Origin of the sequence: Brachybacterium vulturis, from assembly GCF_043641765.1 — a bacterium.
Taxonomy (GTDB): domain Bacteria; phylum Actinomycetota; class Actinomycetes; order Actinomycetales; family Dermabacteraceae; genus Brachybacterium; species Brachybacterium vulturis_A.
Genome location: NZ_JBHZRO010000012.1, coordinates 24,506 through 46,382, shown reverse-complemented (window position 1 = coordinate 46,382; position 21,877 = coordinate 24,506). Strand labels below are relative to the sequence as shown.

The 21,877-nt window shown below is 68.1% G+C and carries 18 protein-coding genes and 1 pseudogene; 9 read left to right on the top strand and 10 right to left on the bottom strand.

Features of this window, described 5'->3' with window-relative positions; translation table 11 throughout:
* Positions 1 to 603: 603 nt before the first annotated feature.
* Positions 604 to 1,785: a phenylacetate--CoA ligase family protein gene (locus ACHUEU_RS10730; protein ID WP_394216114.1), complete on the top strand. Its 1,182-nt coding sequence runs from the start codon at positions 604 to 606 to the stop codon at positions 1,783 to 1,785.
* 19 nt (positions 1,786 to 1,804) lie between these two features.
* Here ACHUEU_RS10730 and ACHUEU_RS10725 read toward each other — a convergent pair whose 3' ends face one another.
* From ACHUEU_RS10725 to ACHUEU_RS10715, 3 genes are all read right to left on the bottom strand, one after another.
* The gene (locus tag ACHUEU_RS10725; protein WP_394216113.1) at positions 1,805 to 3,061 is read right to left on the bottom strand and encodes an O-antigen ligase family protein; all 1,257 of its coding nucleotides are present in this window, start codon (positions 3,059 to 3,061) and stop codon (positions 1,805 to 1,807) included.
* A gap of 68 nt (positions 3,062 to 3,129) precedes the next feature.
* Positions 3,130 to 3,342 carry a CDGSH iron-sulfur domain-containing protein gene (locus ACHUEU_RS10720; RefSeq protein WP_394216112.1) on the bottom strand — a complete coding sequence of 71 codons (213 nt, stop codon included), beginning with the start codon at positions 3,340 to 3,342 and terminating at the stop codon, positions 3,130 to 3,132.
* Positions 3,339 to 4,280, bottom strand: a complete 942-nt coding sequence (locus ACHUEU_RS10715; RefSeq protein WP_394216111.1) for an iron-containing redox enzyme family protein — start codon at positions 4,278 to 4,280, stop codon at positions 3,339 to 3,341. Before ACHUEU_RS10715 ends, ACHUEU_RS10720 begins: the two co-directional genes overlap by 4 nt.
* Positions 4,281 to 5,436: 1,156 nt before the next feature.
* Here ACHUEU_RS10715 and ACHUEU_RS10710 point away from each other — a divergent pair.
* The 3 genes and pseudogenes from ACHUEU_RS10710 to ACHUEU_RS10700 all read left to right on the top strand — a co-directional run bounded on the left by ACHUEU_RS10710 (position 5,437) and on the right by ACHUEU_RS10700 (position 8,235).
* The gene (locus tag ACHUEU_RS10710) at positions 5,437 to 5,802 is read left to right on the top strand and encodes a hypothetical protein (RefSeq protein WP_394216110.1); all 366 of its coding nucleotides are present in this window, start codon (positions 5,437 to 5,439) and stop codon (positions 5,800 to 5,802) included.
* 531 nt (positions 5,803 to 6,333) lie between these two features.
* Positions 6,334 to 6,498: pseudogene (locus tag ACHUEU_RS10705) on the top strand (IS3 family transposase); the annotation flags it as partial.
* A gap of 774 nt (positions 6,499 to 7,272) precedes the next feature.
* Entirely contained in the window at positions 7,273 to 8,235 is a 963-nt protein-coding gene (locus ACHUEU_RS10700) for a phenylacetate--CoA ligase family protein (RefSeq protein WP_394216109.1), read from the top strand.
* A gap of 72 nt (positions 8,236 to 8,307) precedes the next feature.
* Here ACHUEU_RS10700 and ACHUEU_RS10695 read toward each other — a convergent pair whose 3' ends face one another.
* Entirely contained in the window at positions 8,308 to 9,369 is a 1,062-nt protein-coding gene (locus ACHUEU_RS10695) for an ATP-grasp domain-containing protein (protein ID WP_394216108.1), read from the bottom strand.
* Complete coding sequence (locus ACHUEU_RS10690) at positions 9,362 to 10,357, bottom strand: sugar transferase (RefSeq protein ID WP_394216107.1); 996 nt, start codon at positions 10,355 to 10,357, stop codon at positions 9,362 to 9,364. The genes ACHUEU_RS10695 and ACHUEU_RS10690 overlap by 8 nt, the downstream gene beginning before the upstream one ends.
* A gap of 147 nt (positions 10,358 to 10,504) precedes the next feature.
* Between ACHUEU_RS10690 and ACHUEU_RS10685 the strand changes: the two genes are divergently transcribed.
* Positions 10,505 to 11,848, top strand: a complete 1,344-nt coding sequence (locus ACHUEU_RS10685) for a phenylacetate--CoA ligase family protein (protein ID WP_394216106.1) — start codon at positions 10,505 to 10,507, stop codon at positions 11,846 to 11,848.
* Positions 11,849 to 12,071: 223 nt separating this feature from the next.
* Positions 12,072 to 13,193: a phenylacetate--CoA ligase family protein gene (locus ACHUEU_RS10680; protein ID WP_394216105.1), complete on the top strand. Its 1,122-nt coding sequence runs from the start codon at positions 12,072 to 12,074 to the stop codon at positions 13,191 to 13,193.
* A 19-nt stretch (positions 13,194 to 13,212) separates the two neighbouring features.
* On the opposite strand, the gene ACHUEU_RS10675 is transcribed toward ACHUEU_RS10680, so the two are convergent.
* From ACHUEU_RS10675 to ACHUEU_RS10655, 5 genes are all read right to left on the bottom strand, one after another.
* A complete protein-coding gene (locus tag ACHUEU_RS10675; RefSeq protein ID WP_394216104.1) occupies positions 13,213 to 13,434 on the bottom strand; it encodes a hypothetical protein in 222 nt (73 codons plus the stop codon).
* Positions 13,431 to 13,982, bottom strand: coding sequence for a DUF6875 domain-containing protein (locus tag ACHUEU_RS10670; RefSeq protein WP_394216103.1), 552 nt, complete (start codon positions 13,980 to 13,982; stop codon positions 13,431 to 13,433). Before ACHUEU_RS10670 ends, ACHUEU_RS10675 begins: the two co-directional genes overlap by 4 nt.
* Positions 13,983 to 13,988: 6 nt before the next feature.
* The gene (locus ACHUEU_RS10665) at positions 13,989 to 15,146 is read right to left on the bottom strand and encodes a DegT/DnrJ/EryC1/StrS family aminotransferase (RefSeq protein WP_394216102.1); all 1,158 of its coding nucleotides are present in this window, start codon (positions 15,144 to 15,146) and stop codon (positions 13,989 to 13,991) included.
* Between the two features lie 4 nt (positions 15,147 to 15,150).
* Positions 15,151 to 17,211 (bottom strand): polysaccharide biosynthesis protein, encoded by a 2,061-nt coding sequence (locus tag ACHUEU_RS10660; RefSeq protein WP_394216101.1) that lies wholly within the window; start codon positions 17,209 to 17,211, stop codon positions 15,151 to 15,153.
* A gap of 276 nt (positions 17,212 to 17,487) precedes the next feature.
* The gene (locus ACHUEU_RS10655; RefSeq protein WP_394216100.1) at positions 17,488 to 18,558 is read right to left on the bottom strand and encodes a transglycosylase family protein; all 1,071 of its coding nucleotides are present in this window, start codon (positions 18,556 to 18,558) and stop codon (positions 17,488 to 17,490) included.
* Positions 18,559 to 18,922: 364 nt separating this feature from the next.
* On the opposite strand from ACHUEU_RS10655, the gene ACHUEU_RS10650 reads away from it, so the two are divergent.
* Genes ACHUEU_RS10650 through ACHUEU_RS10640 form a run of 3 tightly spaced genes read left to right on the top strand, consistent with a single transcriptional unit; the run spans position 18,923 to position 21,874 of the window.
* Complete coding sequence (locus ACHUEU_RS10650; protein WP_394216099.1) at positions 18,923 to 19,378, top strand: hypothetical protein; 456 nt, start codon at positions 18,923 to 18,925, stop codon at positions 19,376 to 19,378.
* A complete protein-coding gene (locus tag ACHUEU_RS10645) occupies positions 19,375 to 20,298 on the top strand; it encodes a hypothetical protein (protein WP_394216098.1) in 924 nt (307 codons plus the stop codon). Before ACHUEU_RS10650 ends, ACHUEU_RS10645 begins: the two co-directional genes overlap by 4 nt.
* 43 nt (positions 20,299 to 20,341) lie before the next feature.
* Positions 20,342 to 21,874 carry an MDR family MFS transporter gene (locus tag ACHUEU_RS10640; RefSeq protein WP_394216097.1) on the top strand — a complete coding sequence of 511 codons (1,533 nt, stop codon included), beginning with the start codon at positions 20,342 to 20,344 and terminating at the stop codon, positions 21,872 to 21,874.
* Positions 21,875 to 21,877: the final 3 nt, after the last annotated feature.

Genomic DNA, 21,877 nt, shown 5'->3' with positions numbered 1-21,877 from the left:
CGGAAACATGGTCCAACTCGGACAAATCGGATCTATAGTACATACGACACCGTCTTCCGACGAGATGAGCCGCGCCGTGTTCTACCCCCTCCGCAGCACCGCCAACCGAGCGATGCCCTTCATCCGGTACGACACCGGCGATCTCGGGCGATTCGCGACCAACGATTCCGGGCGGAACGTACCGAACACCTTTACCGCACTGGTCGGCCCCGCCGAGGACGTCCCGATCGCCGGAGCCTCCGGGACCCCTCGAAGGCACGCTGCGCAGGATCCTCGACGAGGAGATCGGGGACATCACCAACTGCCGCGTCGTCTACTCCGAAGGCACATTGCACTCGGGGCCCGGCAGTCGCCAGACCTTCGTCAACGAGACGCCCGATCCCGAGAACCTGCTCCTGCTTCAGAGTGCGGACCGACCTCTGGAACACGCGAGCTCCAGCGCATCCACCACGTCACGACAGGATTGACATGATCTCCTCCACCGTCCGTCATCGACTGGCCCGCACGATGCCGTACGGGCTCTGTGAGACGACGGCGTCCGACGTCCAGCGGTCTCTGCAGGGTGCTGGTGCCGGGGCGGCACCAGAAATGATCGAAAGAGCCGTGCAGTTCGCGACCACCAACGTCCCCTTCTATCGCCGATCGGGTGACAGATCCTTCGCTGGCCTGCCGATCGTCGATAAGACGATGATGGTCGCAGATCCGCCATCATTCTTCGCCGACGGGGTGCGGCCCGACAAGCTCGCCTCCCGCCTGTCCTCCGGCAGCTCCGGGATCCCGCTCAAGTCGTACTTCGACAAGGACCGGATCGCACGCCATCGGGCGGAGCTCGTGGCGGGCTATCGATTCCTCGGCGCGGACCCGTTCGGCACCTTCGTCCACTGCCGCCCCTGGTTCCAGGCAACCCGCCGAGAGCGACTCTCCTACGCCCTGCGCGGCCAGCACCTGTACTCCGGCGAGCAGGACGAGTCCTCCATCCGCTCCGTCGCCCGATGGCTCGGACGCCACCGGGGCACGACGATCATCGGACTGTGCTCCCTGGTGGAGAACCTGTTCCGAGGCCTCCAAGCGCACGAGATCTCGCTCCCTCCGGGCAGCGTCGATGCCGTTCTCGGAGTGGGCGAGCCCGCGCCCTCCTATCTTGTCGCAGCGACTCCGGAGCTGACCGGCGTCGAACTCGCCATGCGCTACTCGAGCACGGAACTCGGGCTGCTCGGATTCGCCACCGGACAGGGCCGCCCGTACCACCTCGACACCAGCACCTTCCACATCGAGATCCTCGGCCAGGACCACGACAGAGCGGCAGGTCCCGGCGAGGTCGGCCGGATCGTGGTCACGGACCTGTTCAACCGAGCAATGCCGTTCCTCCGCTACGACACTGGGGACCTCGGACGCTTCGCCGTCGACGAGCGAGGCGAGCACATCCCTGACAAGCTCGCCGAACTTCATGGGAGGCGCTCCGATAATCTCATCGGGGGCACCGCACAGGCACCGACCCGAGCGTCGTTCTTCAAGCTCTTCATGCAGGTCGATGACATCCATGAGATCCGACAGTTCCAGCTTCGACAGCGTGCCATCGGGCACTTCACGTGGACGCTGCATGCCGAGAGATCCTCAGCAGTCGAGGAACGCCTCCTCCACCTGATGGACGTGGAGATCGGTGACATCGTGGACTGCGACTTCGAGTACGTGCCCGGCATCCCGCTCTCGCGTTCCGGTAAGTCTCGCTACTTCATCAGCGAGATGAACTCGACGGAATCCTCCTCTGCTGCGGCGACCGGGTGACGAGAGCCTTTCGCGGCGACTACGCCAGGACCCCGTGCTCGCGAAGACCGGCGGCGGTCCGGGGTGTCGATCCGACGACATGTGTGGCGGCTAGCCACCCCAGTGACGACGCGGAGAATGAACTGACAGGCGTCATGGTCAGACCCGACACCGCCACGACGAGCACGACCAACCGGAGCGTCATCCCGCCCCGGAAGCCCAAGCACCTGAACATCACCGGCGAGGCCAGCAGGAGGAGGAATGCTCCCAGCAGGAACGGACCTCCCTGCAGGAAGAAGGACACATACTGGTTGTCGATATATCCACCGAAAACACCGATCGGCGGCAAGAGCGTTCCAAACGGATAGGCGCCGCTGTAGATCCACACATCTCTCCAGGCGTCCACCCTGGCATTCAGGTTCGCGTCCGCGTCGACTCCTTCCTCTGCCACGGCCAGGACCCCCGCGATACGTTCGACGTCGATCTGGTCAGCGACGGCGGCGAATGCCCCAGTGAGCCATCCGAGCGCCACCACCGGCGCAAGCAGACTGACGACACCCACGGTGATCTCGGCGGCCCGACGATGCCGCGCACCGCGAACCGCATAGAACACGATGATCAGCGCCAGGACGATCCATGCCGTCCGCGATTGACTGCCGAGCACCCCGGCGACTCCGAGGAACAACCCGATCACCCGGACCCTGCCCTCGGCCAGCGTCGCGGAGAACACCACCGCGAGGCAGCTCCACATGCCGAATTCATTGGCGTTGATGAACAGCCCGGTCGAGCGCCCGACGATCACGTACTCGGCGTCCCAGTACTGCTGAGATCTGATGTCCCAGTTCGCCATCGGGCCCCACACGGACGTCGGGATCAGTTCTGCTCGATACAGAGTCTGGAGGAGCCCGTACACGCCGTGCGCGACTATCGGTATCAGCCCGATTCTGCGAATGTCCAGACCGTGCGACTGCACGGCGCGAGAAAGGAGGAGTGTGGCCAGCACTTTCGCCGGCAGGATCCAGGCATAGAGCAGGGTGATGCCTGCGTCCGCCACGAGTATGCCGAGCGTCGGCAGAAGTCCGAGGAGAAGCAGCAGCGGCCCCGCCGTGAGGGCGAAGAGGAGCGGAGCTCTGCTCCGTGAGCTGCGGTGCGGGCTCATGAGCCAGCTCGCAACCGACAGCCCGATGAAAGCGACCCCGAAAACGTCCAGTTCACCGCCGAACAGCGGGATCGAGAACCTTGAGCTCAGGAGAATGCTCAGCACGAGGAACGTGACGCTCAGACGGAGGATCGGCACTCCTGACATCGAATTGCGGCGAGGCCAGGGCCGCGCGGTCCCCTCGGAGGGCCTTGTCCGGATCTCGTTCAGCGGGTGCTCCGCTTCTGCATTATCTTGTGCGTGCCGTCGCACCACGGTTTGATCCCCGAGCCGCCGCACCGGCAGACGGCACTCACCGGGCGCCATGTCCGGTGCTCGTTGCCGTCCTCGTCCTCGACCACGTGGTCGCCGCGCAGCAGCATGGGACCACCGGGGCAGAGCACGATGTCCGGATGATCGCTGTCCTTCCCGGCGCTCATGACGCCCACTCCCCCAGAGCGCGATCGGCGTAGAGGTCATCGACATACATGCACGCCCAGGCGCCGAACCAGATGTTCTCGTACTGCTCCGGCTCCTCCTCCAGGAGGACCCCGCAGACGGTCCGTACGGCGAGCTGTTCGTGGACCGCATCAGCTTCGACGTGCTCCGTGTAGTACTCGATGATCTCGGCAGGGAATCCGAGGCGGGCCAGCCCGCGGGCGATCCTGCGGCACGGGCCGGAGCTCGTGGCCTCGAAGGCGCCGAGGAAGCCGAGGGACGCGGCCCGCAGCCGACGATTCAGACCGAACAGGCTCATCACGTTGTTCTGCACCAGGACTTCGACCGGGGCGTCGTCGATGTACGCCCCGTACTCGGCGGACAGACCGCACGCCTCGATCCCCTTGGCGAAGAGATTGGCGTGGAGGCGATGAGGGTTCCCGCCTCCGTACTCGTCGTACTGCAGTTCCACCACGGCAGCCTTCACGGGATAGGACAATCGCGGGATCGTCCACGTCGTGTGATCGGACTCCTTGAGCGTGTAGATCGACTTGTGCCGCAGGAACTCATGCATCTGGGTCTCGGTCGCGGAGCGCTGCAGGTAATGCGCGACCGAGGGACCGTCGTGCGCGGCGATCGCGGCGAAGAAGTCTTCGGCGAAGTCCCCCGGCGGGGGCGGCAACGGGGCGCGCTCCCGCAGTTCGTGCTCGAAGTCCCGCTCGAGTCGCCGCCTCAGCCCGATCAGCTGTGGGTCCCATTCCAAGCTGTCAGAGACGCCCCCGAATCCCCGGTAGTGCAGCTCGTACAGGGACCACAGGGCGATCTGGGCGTCGTCGATGCTGCCTGCCGCGGGGAGGCTCGAGGCTCCGTCCGTGTCACCGGAGCGCAGGATCCTCAGCACAGCCTCGCTCAGCGGGCCCCGTGCGGTCGGGATCCTCATGCCCCTGCTGCTGACCCCGACGGGGCTCGCAGCAGGTTCGGGACATGCCCCCACCCCGGGAGGGTCCTCGTACCTCTGCTCGAGGTGAGTCGGGTCGTCCATCTCGACAGCGACGTCGAGCGGGCGGGACGGGGATGCGACGGTGTTGGAGTTCACCTGGATCACTACTTTCATGAAGAGCACCGACCGCAGTGGTCGGAAAGGAATAGGACTCGTGCGTTCCGTGGTGACGAGAATGGCGTGCTGCGTCAGCGCAGTCTCAACAGACCCCCTCGAGGTGGATCCGTCGACTCGCACCCCGCACAGGGCACCGCTGTCCCACCGGTCCCGCGGATCGATCGCGGTCTGCGGACCCGGGAGATCCGGCGACGGCGTTCACGGGACTTGCTCCTCGACCACGATCGACTCCGACCATGCGCTGATGCCGCTCGCGAGGTCCTGCTGCGGTGGAGCCGACCCGCGCCGGGCCCACCCCGGCGAGCAGATCGGACTGCCGGTGGTCGAGGCGCGGCTCCTGATCGCAGTTTCGGCATCGGAATCCTGCTCTCCCGACCAACGGGTCGACGTGCACGGTCCCGCCGGCACCTGGCGGAGCATTGCCCAATTCGGACAACTTAGACCTATGGTACATATAGTACCGTCGTCACGTGAGATGAGCTATCGACGTGATCGCCTCCGCCCGCCGCGCCGCAGCCCGGATCATGCCGAACGGGGCCACCCCCGCGGCAGCCGCCGAGGTCGAGCAGACCCTCGGCAGCGCCACCTCGTGCGCCCTTGGACTCTGGATCCATCGCATCGTCCAGCACGCGATCGGCAACGTACTGTTCTACCAGCGCCTGGAACGGGTGCCGTTCGGGGCGCTGCCGGTGGTCTCGAAACCGATGATGGTCGAGTCGCCCCAGGACTTCTTCGCCGCCGGAGGAGATCGCGCACGGACTGCGCGGCCAGCATCTCTATTCGGCAGAGACCGACGAGGCCACCGTCCGCGAGGTCGCGCGATGGTTGAGCCGGAGGCGCGGCACAGCCATCATCGGCCTCTGCTCGTACATCGAGACATTGCTGGGCCGCTTCGCCGAGCCCGGCATCGACTTCGCCCCGGGGCCGGTCTCCGTGGTCCTGGGCGGCAGGGGAACCCGGCACCGCCTCCCTGAGGACGATGACCCGGCAGCAGTTCGGCGTCGACCTCAGCATGCGGTCCTCGAACACGGAGAACGGGCTGCTGGGGTTCACACGTCCGAGCGGATCCGACTACAAGCTGGACACCAGCTCCTATCACGCCGAGATCCTCGACCCGGACCCCGACGATCCTGCGCCATCCGGGGCGCTCGGCCGCGTCGTCATGACCGACCTGTTCAACCGGTCGATGCCCTTCATCCGGCACGACACCGGCGACCTCGGTCGTTTCGCACTCGCCAGCGCTGGCCGGATCGTTCCCAATGCGCTCGCCGAACTGGCCGGCCGCATACGGGACTTCCCGATCGCCGAGACCCACGAGGCTCCTCGGAGGGCGACGCACTTCTAGATCCTGGAGCCCGTCGAGCAGATCTCCGAGGTCACCCAGTTCCAACTGCGCCAGCACGACATCGAACGATTCACCTGGCTCCTGAACGCGGACCGCTCGGACGCCCTCGAGGGCACGTCGCGCAGGATCCTCGATGAGGAGATCGGGGACATCACCAGCTGCCGCGTCATCTATCCCGAAGACACATTGCACTCGGGTGCCGGCAAACGCCAGACGTTCGTGAACGAGATGAAAGACCCGGATGCGACGCTCCGGGCCGAGCACGTCCCTCTCGCCCCACGCCACGGGAGCGCGCACGACGTGGTCCGCATGCGGTCAGGTGGAGCATGATCGCCTGCAGGGTCCGGCACCAGATCGCCCGGATGATCCCCCACGGTCTGTCGGAGTCCGCAGCCCGCGAGGTGCAGACGGCTCTGGAGTCCCCGGGCCGGGTCCTCCCCCGCAGACATCGACCGGATCACGCGGCACGCCGCGGACTCGGTCCCCTTCTATCGCGGGAGGGGGTCGCGGTCCCTCCCCGAGCTGCCTGTCATCCTGGACCGCAAGCGGTGGCACACCCGCGAGGACCTCCGGATCGCGATCATCACCTGGATCGAGCGCACCTATCACCGTCGTCGCCGGCAGGCCCGCCTGGGACGATTGATCCCCATCGAGTACGAGACCATCATGAACCCTACCGTCAGCCTGGCGGCCTAACCCCAGCTGACACCTGATCGTGCGGCAGTCCCACGTCGAAGCGTCCACGATGTCATGAGATCAACCGTCCACGATGTCTTGAGACTTCACAGGACCACCGCGCTTCACCACCATGCGGGACTCAACTCCCTTGGGGACTTCAGGGGTGGCGGCGCTGTGACCATCAAGGCCAGGGCGCAGGTGGCGGAACAGCAAGATCTTGCCGAGCTCCACCCCGCACCACGTGCACGGTGTCAGTTCGCCTCAAAACGGACATATGCAACATATAATGGGCGCGCCAGCTGTCATCGGAAGAACCGAGCTCCCCGCCATGGTCTCCTCAACGCGCCGTCACCCCCGGGAACACTCTGAGTGGGGACGCAGCACTCGCCGCTCCCGGAGACCCCAGCAATTGCGCCGGATGGGGGCGAGCATGATCGCGTCCGCAGTCCGCCTCCGCCTGGCCCGAGCAGTTCCTCACGGCCTCTCGGAAGCTACAGCACATGAAGTACAGCAGACGTTCGAGAGCGCATCGACCGAGGCGGCACCTTCGAAGATCGCGCGGATCCTCGCGCATGCCTCAGAGAATGTCCCCTTCTATCGCAGGCTCGGAGTGAAGCCCCTCGCGGAGCTCCCCGTGGTGACCAAAGCGATGATGGTGGCCGACCCTCGAGACTTCTACGTCGACGGGACCCGTCTCGAGAAGCTCACCCCCACTTCTCCTCTGGGAGCTCAGGCATTCCCTTCACCTCATATTTCGATGCGGGCAGGCTGACTCGCCACAGAGCCGAACTCGTGTCGGCGTACCGCTTCCTCGGATCGGACCCTTTCGGTCCGATCGTCCACTGTCGATCGTGGATCCTCGCCACTCCCCGAGATCGCGTCTCCTACCGGCTTCGCGGTCAGTACCTCTACGGCGGCGAACAGGACGAGCAGTCCATCCGGAAGGTCGCTCGCTGGATCGGTCGCCGCCGAGGCGTGACGCTCATGGGGCTGAGCTCATTCCTGGAGCGGCTGCTGCGGAGCTTCGAGGAGTTCGACCTCAAGGCACCCCGAGGTGCGGTCTCCGTCGTGCTTGCTGTCGGCGAACCTGCCTCCGCATATCTCAAGGCTGCCGTGCCGCGACACTTCGGCATCGGTCTGTCGATCCGCTATTCCAACACGGAGAACGGCATCATCGGCTTCGCGAAGGACACCACCCAGCCCTACCAGCTCGACACCAGCACGTTCCATATCGAGATCCTGGCTCTGGACTCCGACGAGCCCGCACCCCCCGGAGTTGTCGGGCGGATCGTGATCACTGACCTGTACAACCGTGCGACGCCATTCATCCGGTACGACACCGGCGATCTCGGTCGGTTCGCCATGGACGAGCGCGGGCTCCCTATCCCGAACGAGCTCGCCGAACTCGTCGGTCGACGAAGCGATGTCCCGATCGGCGGCACCGAGCAGTCTCCTGTCCGCGCCACCGTTTTCCGGCTCCTCATGAAGATCGACTGCCTTCCGACGATCACACAGTTCCAGCTGCGCCAGAACGCGATCGGTCGCTTCACCTATGCCCTGAACGCCGAGAGATCCTCGCAGCTGAATGCCGCCCTCAGGCTCCATCCCGAGGAAGAGATCGGGGGCATCCTCAGCTGCGAGTTCCAATACACCGACGACATCCCACTGGAGAACTCGGGGAAGCGGAGGTTCTTCGTCTCCGAGATTCCCGATCCCGAAAGGGTGCTCTCGGCGAGCGGGCGCACCGCACAGTAGGACCAGCAAGGCATGTCGGACGACCTGGGGACGGGGTCGACGAGCCGCTGAGCCTCATCGACAGCCCGGGTTTCACCGGGCCACCAGGCTCGCGACCCCCGCTCGCGCGGTGACGCGCACCCCTTCATACTTCGCGGAGATCACTCCTGGCTCGTAGTCCCTCCACCCATCGTCGATCGTCACGCCGAAGGCGCTGGCGATGCAGTAGCGAGGAACGTCTGAACCGGCGAGGTGCACGAAGGGGTAGCCGCCGCCGAAGCGCGGATTGATGTCGATGACCGAGGCCTCGCCGTCGGCGCCGAGGAACATGTCGACGTCGATCAGACCCGTGAGCCCTGCCGCCCGCGCGATGAGCGCGGCATTGCGGCGGAACGGCCCCGAGTCGACGGTCACGGCCTTGTCGGTCTCCCCGGCACGCATCCTCAGCTTGCTGCGGGCGAGGACGGCGCTCAGCGCACCCGGTACGTGCAGATCGCCCACGATGTCGACGCCGTGCTCCACGCCGGTCAGTCGTGGCTGGACCACGACGTCATCCGCGGTCGGAGCGCGGCCCCCGGTGACGGGGGCGGTACGGACGGCATTCGCCACGGCGGCCAGCGCGGCGCCGGCCGGGACCAGCGCCAGCCCCGAGGACCCGCTGCCGAAGCGGTGCTTCACGACGACTTCGTCGACGCGGCCCGCGAGCTCTGCGAGACCGTCCTGGTCTCCGCCGCGGAGCGTGAGCGGGGTCCGGACCCCGATCTCGTCCAGCAGCCTCGCCATCTGCAGCTTGTCGGCACAGCCGCGCTGCCACTCCGAGGACACCCCGGGCACGAGCACCCCGCGGTGGCGGAGTTGCTGCGCGAGATCGGTGTGCACGTGGAGGTGCATGAGCTCGTAGTCGTTCACAGAGACGAACAGCCGTGGACGCATCTCGTCGACGAGGTCGAGGAGCGCGAGGCCGTAGGCCGGATCGGTGTAGCGCGGCAGCTGCCGGGCGACGTCCCCGTAGGACGCGGCGGAGCTGGTCGGGTCGTTCTCGGTGACGACCACTCGCCCGTCGAGGCCGAGGGCGGCGAAGGCGTCGCGGAACCAGTCCACGAGGTACAGGCGCCGACCGGCCGAGCCGATCACGACCGTGGGATGTTCAGGCACCTCTGCCCCTTTCCAGGGAGGACGTCAGGACTGCGGAGGAATCATGCTCCGTGACCTTGCCGCCGGCCGCGGATCTCGACAGGTCGAAGGAGCGGACGGAGCCGTCAGGCGGCGTCGCCACCCGGAGCTGCTGGAGTCCGAGCTCGCGACCGATCCCGGCGAGCATCTCGATGGCGCGACGGCGGATAAGGTCCTGCTCCCCCGCCGTCGGGGCGACCATGATGTCGACATCGGCGGCGCCGTTCGCGGCGGGGGCGATCCCGCACCGGGCCAGCACCGTCCCGGTGGAGCGGTCCAGGACGTCCCAGAGGCGGCCGTCGGAGTGCTCGTCGGCCGGCCGGATCTCGTACGGCCCGAGGCGCCGCGGCCCGAAGAAGTCGCTGCGGGTGGCCTGCCCCTCCTCCGAGATGCCTTCCCGGCGGAAGACCTTCGGGATGGTGCCGAACAGGATCGACAGGTCCACGAGGAGGCTGCGGGTCTCGACGTAATGCACGTCCAAGTCGAGGCGGTCGTCCCAGGAGAGGGCGTTCCGGCCCGAGATCTGCGCGAGCCCTGTCAGCCCCGGCAGCACCTCGTGCCTCCGTGCCTGCTCGTGCGAGTACCGATCGAGATACCAGGTGCGCAGCGGCCGCGGACCGACCAGGCTCATCTCCCCGCGGAGCACGTTGAGCAGGCTCGGGAGCTCGTCGAGGCTGGTGGCGCGCAGCCGGTCGCCGAAGGGCGTCATGCGCTCAGCGTCCGACATCAGCCCACGCGTCGGGTCCGGGTCGAGCATCGTGCGGAACTTCAGGATCTCGAAGACCTGCCCGTCCACGCCGGGACGCTCCTGACGGAAGAGTACGTTCCTCCCGAGCTTCACCCTCACCAGGAGCGCGGTGCCCAGCATCACCGGCGAGAGGATCGCGAGCGCTCCGCCTGCGACCAGGACGTCCCCCAGCCGTTTGACGCGATCGTAGGTGGTGATCGACAGGGATCTCTGCGACGTCATCGCGCTCCACTTCCTCGACTCTTCCTCGACCTGTCCACGGGCACGTCACCCCGGACCTCCGAGTCCGACAAATTCGGACATATCACTATATCTCGGGTATACACTACTGGGCAATCGACCGAACCACTACTGAACAGGTGTGACGCCATGCTCTCGACGGCACTCTCTTCAGGACGCAGCGCCGCCGCGCGCCTGATGCCGCGCGGGGCCTCTCCGCGCGTAGCGGACGAGGTGCGCCGTGCCCTCGAGGCGCCGTCCGCCCGCAGCGGCGCAGACGATATCGAGCGCATCGTCCAGCACGCCATGAGCAAGGTCCCCTTCTACCAGCGCCTGAACGTGACAGCGTTCGAGGATCTCCCCGTGGTCTCCAAACCGATGATGGTTGCCGAGCCGCAGGACTTCTTCGCGGTCGGCGTACGTCCGGAGCGCCTCACCTCGAGGGTCTCCTCGGGCACCTCCGGGATCAAGTTCCAGGCCTTCATCGACGCCGATCGCATCGCTCGCCATCGCGCCGAGCTGGTCGGCGCCTACCGCTATCTGGGCACTGATCCCTTCGGCACCTTCCTGCACTGCCGCGCGTGGTACCAGGTCCCCCTCCACCAGCGGGCCTCCTACGCTCTGCGCGGGCAGCGGCTCTACGCCGCTGAGCAGGACGAGGCGACGATCCATGGCGTCGCCCGGTGGCTCCGCCGGCGACCGGGAACGGCGATCATCGGGATCTGCTCATACATCGAGTCCCTCCTCGACCGTTTCGACGCGCTGGGCATCGAGCTCCCCCCGGGGACCGTCTCCCTCGTCCTCGGCGCCGGCGAGCCCTCGACCGCACATCTGCGCCGAATGGTGCGGCGGCAGTTCGGCATCGACCTGAGGATGCGGTACTCGAACACGGAGAACGGCGTGATGGGCTTCACCTCGACCGCCGGCTCCTCGTACAAACTCGACACGAGCACGTTCCACATCGAGATACTCCACCACGACTCGGACACTCCCGCGCCGGCCGGGGAGCTCGGGCGGATCGTCGTGACCGACCTCTACAACCGGGCCATGCCGTTCCTGCGCTACGACACCGGCGACCTCGGGAGATTCGCCGTCGACGGGTCGGGACACACGATCCCCAACGTGCTGGCAGAACTGGGCGGGCGCGCCCGGGACTTTCCGATCGCCGGCAACCGCGCGGATCCGCGCCGCGCCTCCCATTTCACGATCATCGAGCCGGTCGAGCTGATCCCGTCGATCCGCCAGTTCCAGCTGCGTCAGCACGACGTCGGGCACTTCACGTGGATTCTCAACGCCGACAGGTCGCTCGAGCTCGAGGCGGAGCTGCGTCGGATCCTCGACGACACGCTCGGCGACATCATCAGCTGCGAGGTGGAGTACTCCGACGACACCCTCCACTCCGGGGCCGAGAAGCGGCAGACCTTCGTCAATGAGATCTCCGATTCGGAGGAACTCCTCAGGATCGCGAGCGCCCGCGCTCGCAGGGACGCCTGACGTCCCCAGGCAGGAGGATCATGATCGCGCCCCGCGCCCGGCGCCTCTGCGCCCTGGCGATGCCCTGTGGACTGTCCGAGTCCATCGCCCTCGAGACCCAGCAGAGCCTCGAGGGTCCACCCGCCGCCGCGGCACCGAGCGCCATCGCCCGGATTCTGCGCCATGCCACCAGCGAGGTGACCTCTACCGTCGGCTCGAGGCACAGACCTTCGACGAACTGCCGGTGGTGGACAAGAGCATGATGGTCGCGGCTCCCGACGACTTCTTCGCCGCGGGGTTCCGGCCCGAGCTGCTCACCAGCCGGATGTCCTCCGGGAGCTCGGGGGTTCCCTTCACCTCGTACTTCGATGCGGAGCGGATCGCCCGCCATCGGGCACAGCTGGTGGGCGGGTACCGCGCCCTGGGCGCCGATCCCTTCGGCTCGTTCGTCCACTGTCGCCCCTGGGTGCATGCCACGCGCCGGGATCGGTTCTCCTACGCCTTGCGCGGTCAGCACCTGTACGCCGGGGAGAAGGACGACGAGTCGATCCGTGCGGTCGCCCGCTGGATGACGCGTCGATCCCGGACCACCATCATGGGGCTGAGCTCCTTCCTCGAGACTCTCCTGCGAGGCTTCGAACGACTGGAGATCTCCTTTCCGCCCGGAACCGTCGGTCTGGTCCTGGGCGTCGGCGAGCCCGCCTCCAGATATCTGACGGAGGCGGTGCCCCGCCTGTTCGGCATCGCACTGACCATGCGCTACTCGAACACGGAGAACGGCATCCTGGGTTTCACGAACGGGTCGTCGCCGCAGTACGCCCTCGACACCAGCACATTCCACGTCGAGATCCTGGAACAGGACTCCGATCGTCCGGCCCGCCCCGGGGCGCTCGGCCGCATCGTCGTCACCGATCTCTACAACCGCGCGATGCCGTTCCTCCGCTACGACACCGGCGATCTCGGACGATTCGCGGTGGATCGTGACGGCGTTGCCGTGCCGAGTCGCCTGGCCGAGCTCGCCGGCCGCAGCAGCGACGTCGCGATCGCCGGGACCGTCGACGCTCCGGTCCGCGCCGGGTACTTCCAGCTCTTCATGCGCATCGACGACGCGGCCGGGCTCCGCCAGTTCCAGCTCCGCCAGCGGGCGATCGGCCACTTCACCTGGGTCCTGGACGCCGATCCCTCCCCCGAGCTCGAGCATCGGATCCGACAGGTCCTGGACGAGGAGGTCGGGGACATCCTCAGCTGCGAATTCCGGTACGTCCGTCCCGGAGAGCTCGCGAGCGAGGGGAAGAGGCGATTCTTCGTCTCCGAGATCCCGGACCCGGAGAGGCTTCTCGAGATCTCTCGGCGAGGTCCTCGATAGGGAGAGCGCATGACGCCGCTCAGCCGACCGTCCCGGTGACCGGGCACCTCGGCCGCTGGTCCCCGGCGCCGTCGCCCTCTCTGCCGGCGTCGGCGCCGAAGCGTGCCGTCGCACGGTCGTAGAGCTCACGAAAGACCGGGTCGATCCTCCGGTCCTTGCGGTAGAGATGACCGAACCGCTGCACATACTCCAGGAAGCAGTCCCCGTCCCCGTGGAGGAACAGGATGTCGTGGACGGTCATGTACCGTACCGGATCGCGAACAGTGGCACAGGAGACACGTTGACGGGGAAGTCCGCGTTGCGCGCCGAGGGCTCAGGACAATCGGCATGGAACTGACCCAGCATCAGACCGGCCCGCACCGCCTCGATCTTGAGCGCCTCGTGGACGTCGTCGATCACGTACCCGCTCCCGAGGAGGTCCGGGAAGACGAGCACCAGCGCACGGAGCGGGTTCTCCCGCCCCGGCAGCGGGGTCTCCACGAACTCGGACAGGGCACGACGGGTCACGTCGAGGACGACGGGCTGGGGGTCACGCTCCGCGACGCCCCCGCTGCGGACCTCTACGACACCGGCATCCAGGGCCGGCTTCACGAAGGGACAGACCGCACCGGGCCTGGGCAGCTCGGGGTGCGCGGCCGACAGGTACGACCCCATCCACTCCAGGATGATCTCCTCGACCTGCCGCTCGTCGATCCCGAAGTCGTCGCACACCAGGGACCGCACCGCCCTCACTGCCTGACGTTCCCTCACAGACATCTCGTCGTCCACGATCTCCACACCGATCGGCACGATGGCTCAGACCTCCGCCGTCGTCGTGCACGGCCGTCGCGACGCGAGGAACTCGTGCAGCACCCCGTCCACCTGCCGGCACTCGGATTCGGTGAGCACAGACCCACTGGGGAGGGTGAGTCCGGTGGTGAAGAGCCGCTCCGCGGCTCCCGTGACCCTGGCCGGGGCCGCGGAGAAGACCGGCTGCAGGTGCATTGGCTTCCATAGCGGTCGGCACTCGATCCGGGCCGCCGTCAGCGCCGCCCCGAGGTCGGCGGCGGTGAAGCCCGCCACGTCGGGATCGACGACCACTGCGGTGAGCCAGCAGTTGTCCTCCTGGTCGCCGTCCCGCTGGAAGATCTCCACCCCCGGCGCATCAGCGACCAGGGCGGCATAGGCCTCGCGGCGCGCCCGGCGCCGGGCGATCATGCCGTCGAGCCGGCTGAGCTGGGCTATGCCCACCCCCGCCAGGAGGTTCGAGAGACGGTAGTTGTACCCGACCTCCCGATGCTCGTAGTGCGCGACCGGCTCCCGGGCCTGGGTGGCCAGGAAGCGGACTCGCGTGGCGGTGGCCTCGTCGTCGGTGAGGTACATCCCGCCGCCCGAGGTGGTCATCACCTTGTTGCCGTTGAAGGACAGGATCGCGGCGTCCCCATGCTTCCCGGCGGGGCGCCCGGCATGGTGCGCGCCGAGGGACTCGGCCGAGTCGGCGAGCACGCGGGCACCGTACCGCCAGGCGATGCTGCCGATCTGCGTGTAGTCGACGCATCTGCCGAGCAGGTCCACGGGGACGACGACGGGGGCGCACCTCCCCTCCCGCTGGAGCGTGGCGAGCACCTCCTCGAGCAGAGCGGGGTCCATCTGACCGGTCTGCGGATCCGCGTCGATGAAGTACGGGGTCGCGCCGGTGTAGGTGATCGCGTTGGCGGTCGCGGCGAAGGTCATCGTCGACGTCGGGATGACGTCCCCGGGGCCCACGCCCCAGGCGAGCAGCCCCAGGTGGAGGGACGCGGTCCCGGAGCTGAGGGCGACGGCGTGACGGCGCCCGAGCCGATCCGCCATCCGCTTCTCGAAGTCGTCGACAGCGGGTCCGAGCGGTGCGATCCACCCCGAGTCGAAGGCCTCGACCACGGCGGCACGCTCGGCGTAGGACATGTCCGGTCCGGACAGGAGCACTCGAGTCATGGCGTCAGAACCCCACGGCCACAGGAGCGCTCATCGAGCCGCACACGTTGGACATGACGCCCATGAACTGATCTGCCTGGTGCAGGGAGTACGAGGTCGGGATGTCCCGCATGTCCACCGGAGCCACCGGGACTCCGGTGACCAGGGCGTGGGCCGTGGGCTGGGAGGAATCTCCGGCAGAGAAGAGCACCTCGTGCATCTTCTCGCCGGGGCACAGTCCGGTGTAGACGATGTCGACATCACGCCCCGAGGCCTCGATGAGCTGACGGGCCAGATGCTCGATCAGCACCGGCTCGCCCATGTCGAGCACGAGGGCCTTGCCGCTGTCCCCCACCACGGCCGCCTGCAGCACGAGCTGCACGGCCTCGGAGACGGTCATGAAGAACCGGGTCACCTCGGGGTCGGTGACCGTGACCGGGCCGCCGCGCTCGATCTGCGCGATGAAGGTGTGGATCACCGAACCGCGGGTGCCGAGCACGTTCCCGAACCGGACGCTGACCCAGGAGCCGTGCGGGTTCGTCAGCGCTTTCTGCGCGGTCAGACCCTCCGCGACCCGCTTGCTCAGGCCGAGCACATTGTGAGGGTCGGCGGCCTTGTCCGTGGAGACGTTCACGAACCGTTCGACGCCGTGGCGCTCGGCCGCTTCGAGCACGTTGTGGGTGCCGAGCACGTTCGTCTTGTATGCCTCGTCCGGGCTCTTCTCGAGCATGTTCACGTGTTTGAGGGCCGCGGCATGGAAGACGACGTCAGGGCGGTGCCGGGCGAAGACCGTATCCAGGCGCTCAGCATCGCGGATGTCCGCGAGCTCCATGTTGTCCTTCCCGAGGTCCGCAGTGCCGTCCATGGTGAGCAGCAGGGCGTGCAGTGCGGACTCGTCACGGTCGAGCATCACCAGCTCGCTCGGGCCGAAGCTCGAGATCTGGCGGCACAGCTCCGAGCCTATGGATCCGCCCGCTCCGGTCACGAGCACCGTCTTCCCCGCGAGCATTGCGGAGATGGTGCTGAGGTCCGTCTCGACCGGGCGCCGGCCCAGCAGGTCGTGCGGCTGGATCTCGCGCAGGTCGGTATGGCGCACCCCGCCCAGCATCTCTCCGAGGGGCGGCACGATCTTCACCGGCAGACCGAGCGCGGTGGCCTCCGCGGTGAGCTCTCCGATCGCCACGGCACTGATGTACGGGGTGGCGATCACCAGCACATCGGCGCGGGAGCTCGCCGCGACTCGCGCCAGATCCTTCGTGGTCCCCAGCACCGCGGCACCGGCATGGCGGAGGTGTCGCTTCCGGGGGTCGTCGTCGAGGAAGGCGACCGGCTCCCAGACGGCGGAGCCGTCGCAGCGCATGGAGTCGGAGAGGGTACGACCCACTTCACCGGCACCCACGATGAGCGCCCGGGCGGTCGTGTCGTTCCGTAGGTGCCGGGTGGCGCGGAGCACGGCCCGTCGCACGAAGTAGCGGACCATCCCAGCGAGCACCAGCACCAGGGGTGCGGCGATCAGCGGGGCCGTCAGCGGGACCATCCGCACCGGCGCCGCCAGGTTCAGGACGGTCACGACGGCGGAGACGGCTCCCACGGTGACGGCGAGCGGCATCAGCTCGTCGAAGCTGCCCACCAGGTGCCGTCCCTGATGCAGGCGGAGCGTGCGCGCCAGGAGCGTGTAGGCGAGGACTGCGAAGCCGACACAGATCAGCAGGCCGAAGAACGGAGTGGCTCGCCCGTCGATCGCGAGACCGGCCGAGATGGCAGGGGTCTCCAGCCGGAGCCCCGAGGCGATCCACAGGCCGACGAACCACACCAGAGCGTCGACCAGGGCGAAGGGAAGTGCGGCAGGCTGCAGCTCACGTCGCGCACGCCTGGCTCGCGGCCTCTGCACCGCCGTCGGCGCAGGCGTAACGGGCTCGGCCTCCGCAGGGGCGGCCGCCCCGGCCTCGGGGACCACGTGCAGCTCCCCCGGGTCCCGTCGGATGAGACGAGGTCTGGTCCCCCAGCGACGTGCTGCGGAGGCTCGCTTCGACTCTCCGGTGCGATGCTCAGGACGAGTCTCGTCGCGCAGGGTAAAGATGGACATGATCTTCCTTCCACAGCGGTACGCGGAACGGGAAACCTGGCACGCTGCCCCAGTATGTCCGTTATGTCCGCCCTTCCGAGCACGACCTTACCTCCCTTATGTCCGTTTTGCACCATATTTCCAGGTATTAAAGGCCGGGTCGGCTCCGAGACGTGGGGCTCTCAGGTGTCGCCCCACCGGGAAGAGCCACCGCGACCACGACGACGACGCGCCGACCCCGATCGGGGCCGACGCGTCGTCGGTGATGTCCTGCGGCGGGCGCTCGCCCGCGGGTTCTCAGTGCGCGTTGAGGTACTGCTGCAGCGCCTTCACGGTGGAGTAGTTGGTGCGGAAGTCCCACACGCCGTTGCTGCCGTGCCCGATCGCGGCCCGCAGCTTGCGGGTGGTCTCCGAGCCGATCTTGCCGTCCTGGACGGCCCCGACCTTGCCCTGGAGGGCCTTGATGTCGCTGGTCGAGAGCGAGCCGTCCTGACTCACGCCCACCCAGCCCTGCAGCGCGCTGGTGGTCTTCGGGCCGAACTTGCCGTCCACCACGAGGTCGCCCGTGCTCGGCGCCGACGGGGCGGAGGGAGCTGAGGGGGCGGGAGCGCTCGCGGGCGCGCCCTCGTTGAGGAAGACCTGGAGCGCCTTCACGGTGGAGTAGTTGGACCGGAAGTCCCACACCCCGTTGCTGCCCAGCCCCATGGCCGCGCGCAGCTTGCGAGTGGTCTCCGAGCCGATCTTGCCGTCCGGGACCGCGCCGACCGTGGACTGCAGGGCCTTGATGTCACCGGTGGAGAGCGAGCCGTCCTGGCTCGTGCCCACCCAGCCCTGGAGCGCCCGGGTGGTGGCCGGGCCGAACTTGCCGTCGACCACGAGCGCCCCGGTGGAGGCGCGATCGCTGTCACGGGAGGAGCTGCCCTCTCGCTCGCCGGGCTGCGCGTTCGCGTCCGCTCCCCCGTTGTCGCGGGTCAGGCCCGCGCGCTGGCCGCAGACGGGCCAGGCGCCAGGGCCCTGGCGATCGAGCACCCGCTGGGCCACAGCGATCTGCTCGGCCTTGGTGGCCTGATGCGCGTAGGAGGCGAACTCCTGCCCCCCGAAGGCCTTCCAGGTGGGCTGGTAGAACTGGAGCCCGCCGTAGTAGCCGTTGCCGGAGTTGATCGACCAGTTGCCGGTGGACTCGCACTGGGCGACCTTGTCCCAGACGGCGGTGTCCGCGGTGGCGACCCCTGCCCCGGTGACGCCCAGGCCCGCGGCGATCACGGCGCCGCCGGTGGCGGCGGCCATCTTCGGGGCCACGCGCGCGCCGCGGAAGTAGACCGCGGACCCGTCGGCGCGATGGGTGGGGACTCGTGAGGGTGCGGACATCGGGAACTCCTGGGAAGGGCGCGGGGGAAGAATGCGGAGAAGGTCAGGGGACGTGCCGAGATGTGCGGCGGAGCCGGTCGACGTCGAGACGTCGACCATGACTCCACGATGCCCGCCCCACCAGCACATTCAGAACGCCCGATGCCAATTCCGCGCCAACTTTTGAAGTACCTTTTACTCAATTTGCCGCAAAGAGGAATGACATCGTCGGAATTACTGAGTACAAGGGGCGCCGCCTCGGTCCCGCGCGCGCGGGGCCCCGATCTCGGGTCGACGAGCGTCGCACGCGGGTGCCGTGAGCGCCGCGGACCGGTGTCGCGAGCCGTGCGCACCCGCTCCGACGCGATCCCGATACGCTCCTCGGGTGCCCTCCTCCCCCTCTCGCCTCTCCCCGGTCTCCATGGCCTGGCGGGGGCTGGTGGTGCTTCTGTGCGTGGGGGTGCTGAGCGTGGGCGGGCTGACCCGGTCCAACGATCTGTTCCCCTTCGGGGTGCTGGACCAGTTCTCCTACGGCACCGATCCCGACGGCGAGGTGGTCAACACCTGCCTGCAGGGCATCCGCGGCGACGGGGAGCCCTTCGAGATCCGGTTCGGCCAGCGCACCGTGGGCATCGAGCGGGCCGACGTCGAGAACAACCTCCCCGCGATCGAGGCGGATCCGCAGCTGCTGGCGCCGCTGGCGGCGGAGTACGACCGTCGCCACCCCGACGAGCCACCGCTGAGCGCGCTGGTGCTCTGCCAGCGGATCATACAGCTGCAGGACGGCACCGCGCACGGCGAGGACGAGCTGATCGAGGTCACCCGGTGGGAGGCGCCGTGAGCGACACGAACCCCGTGAGCCCGCTCCGTACAGTGCTGTTCCCGGCGCTGCCGCTGGCCCGCGTGCGGGTGCTGCGGGTGCTGATCTACGCCTTCGTGGTGATCGATGTGCTGACCTTCTCGCGGGACGTGCTCTCCCATGCCGGGAACGCCGGGTTCTACACCCCGATCGCGCTGGCCCGCCTGCTGCACCTGCCACCGGTGACCGCACCGGTGGCGTTCACCCTGCTGGTCCTGATCCTCGCCGGCTGCGCCGCGGGGATCGCGGGATGGCGGCCCCGGCTGTCCGGGGCGGTGGTCGCGGTCGCGTTCTGGCTGTGGATGCTCTTTAGCAACTCCTACGGCTACATCGCCCACGACCACATGGCGCTGATGGTGGCCACGGCCGTCCTGCCCACGGTCGCGGGGGTGGAGCGCGGCGGTCCTGCGTCAGGGGGTGCGGTGCCGGCCACCGGGGACGCGGCCACCGGAACGGCGGCGAACGGCACCGCCCCCACCCATAGCGAGGCCGCCGGCTGGGCGCTGCGCGCGATCCAGATCGCGGTGGTGGCCACCTATTTCTTCTCCGTGATCCCGAAGATCCTGTACTCGGGCTCGCTCGCGAACTGGGGCAACAGCGCGATCCTCACCTGGGCGTCGATCCGACGTGGCAGCGTCCTGGCGCACTGGCTGGTGGAGTTCACGCCCTGGGTGTTCGTGCCCGCGCAGTGGGCGGGCCTCGCCCTGGAGGCCCTCTCCCCCGTCGTGCTGTTCCTGCGGGGGAAGGCGCTCTACGTCGCGGTCGCGCTCTACCTGGGTTTCCACCTCAGCACCCTCGTGCTGCTGGGCATCCACTTCCTGCCCACCGCGATCTGCTGGGCGGCGTTCCTGCCGCTGGAGCGGCTCCGCCTGCCGCGGCGGACGGTCGCGCGGCGCTCCTGAAAAGCACTGGTCGAACGACGGCCCGACTTCTTACACTTCCCCGGTGCCTGGTTTCTCCGCCCCCGCTCCTGCACACGCCGCCGATACCCTCTCCCCGCGCGATCGCAGCGTCATCATCCTGCTGCTGGTCAGCGCGTTCGTGGTGATCCTCAACGAGACCATCCTGTCGGTCGCGCTGCCGCCGATCATGAAGGACCTCGACCTCGCCGAGACCACGGCGCAGTGGCTGACCACCGGCTTCATGCTCACGATGGCCGTGGTCATACCGACCACCGGCTACCTGATGGGGCGCTTCTCCACCCGTCAGGTGTTCGCGCTCGCGATGAGCACCTTCACCGTGGGCACCCTGATCTGCGCCCTCTCGCCCTCGTTCCTGCCGCTGCTGATCGGCCGGATCGTGCAGGCCTCGGGCACCGCGGTGATGATGCCGCTGTTGATGACCACGGTGATGAACCTGGTGCCGCCCCGCAGGCGCGGCCTGGTGATGGGCAACATCTCGATCGTGATCTCGGTGGCTCCGGCGCTGGGCCCCACGATCTCCGGGCTGATCCTGTCCTTCGCGCCGTGGCGGGCCCTGTTCGTGCTGGTGCTGCCGATCGCGGTCGCTGCCCTGCTGTTCGGGCTGCGCCGGATCGAGAACGTCAACGAGGCCTCCGACCAACCGGCCGATCCGCTGTCGGTGCTGCTGGTGGGCGTCGGCTTCGGCCCCCTGGTGTACGGGCTGACCGGCGTCTCCAGCGGCGGGAGCGGGGAGGGTGCGGCCGACGCCGCCTCCGGCGGGGCACCGGTCGCGGCCGTGGTCTGCCTCGTCGTGGGCGTGCTCTCCCTGGGCCTGTTCGTCGGCCGTCAGCTCGCCCTGCAGAAGCAGGAGCGTCCGCTGCTGGACCTGCGCACCTTCTCCTCCCGCACCTTCACCGTGGCCGTCGTGCTGATGGTGGTGATGATGGGCGCGATGTTCGGCGTGGTGGTGCTGCTGCCGATCTTCCTGCAGAAGGTGCTGGGGCTGTCCACCCTGTCGGTCGGGCTGATGATGCTGCCGGGCGGCCTGGCGATGGGTCTGCTCGCGCCGCTGGTGGGCCGGCTGTTCGACCGGGTGGGGCCGCGACCGCTGCTGGTGCCGGGCCTGTCCGCCGTGGTGGTCGGCATCGGGATCATGTCCCGGGTGCCGGAGCAGCCCTGGCTGATCGTGCTGGGCCACGTGATCATGTCCCTGGGTCTGGCCTTCGTGTTCACTCCGCTGATGACCACCGCGATGGGCTCCCTGCCCCGACAGCGGTACGGGCACGGCTCCGCGATCGTCGGCACCGTGCAGCAGGTCGCCGGGGCGGCCGGGGCCGCGCTGCTGGTCTCGATCATGGCGCGCGTCGCGGCGGGCACCGTCGACTCCGGCGGCAGCGCGCTCGAGGGCATCTCCGACGGCACCTCGGCGGCGTTCACGCTCTCCGCCGTGCTGGGCCTGGTCACCGTGGTGATCGCGCTGTTCGTGCGCCGCAGCCCCGAGGAGGCGGCCGCCGCGGAGAGTCCCGAGCCCGGGGCGTCGCAGGATCTCACGGGCGAAGAGCCCACCGCGGGCTGAGCG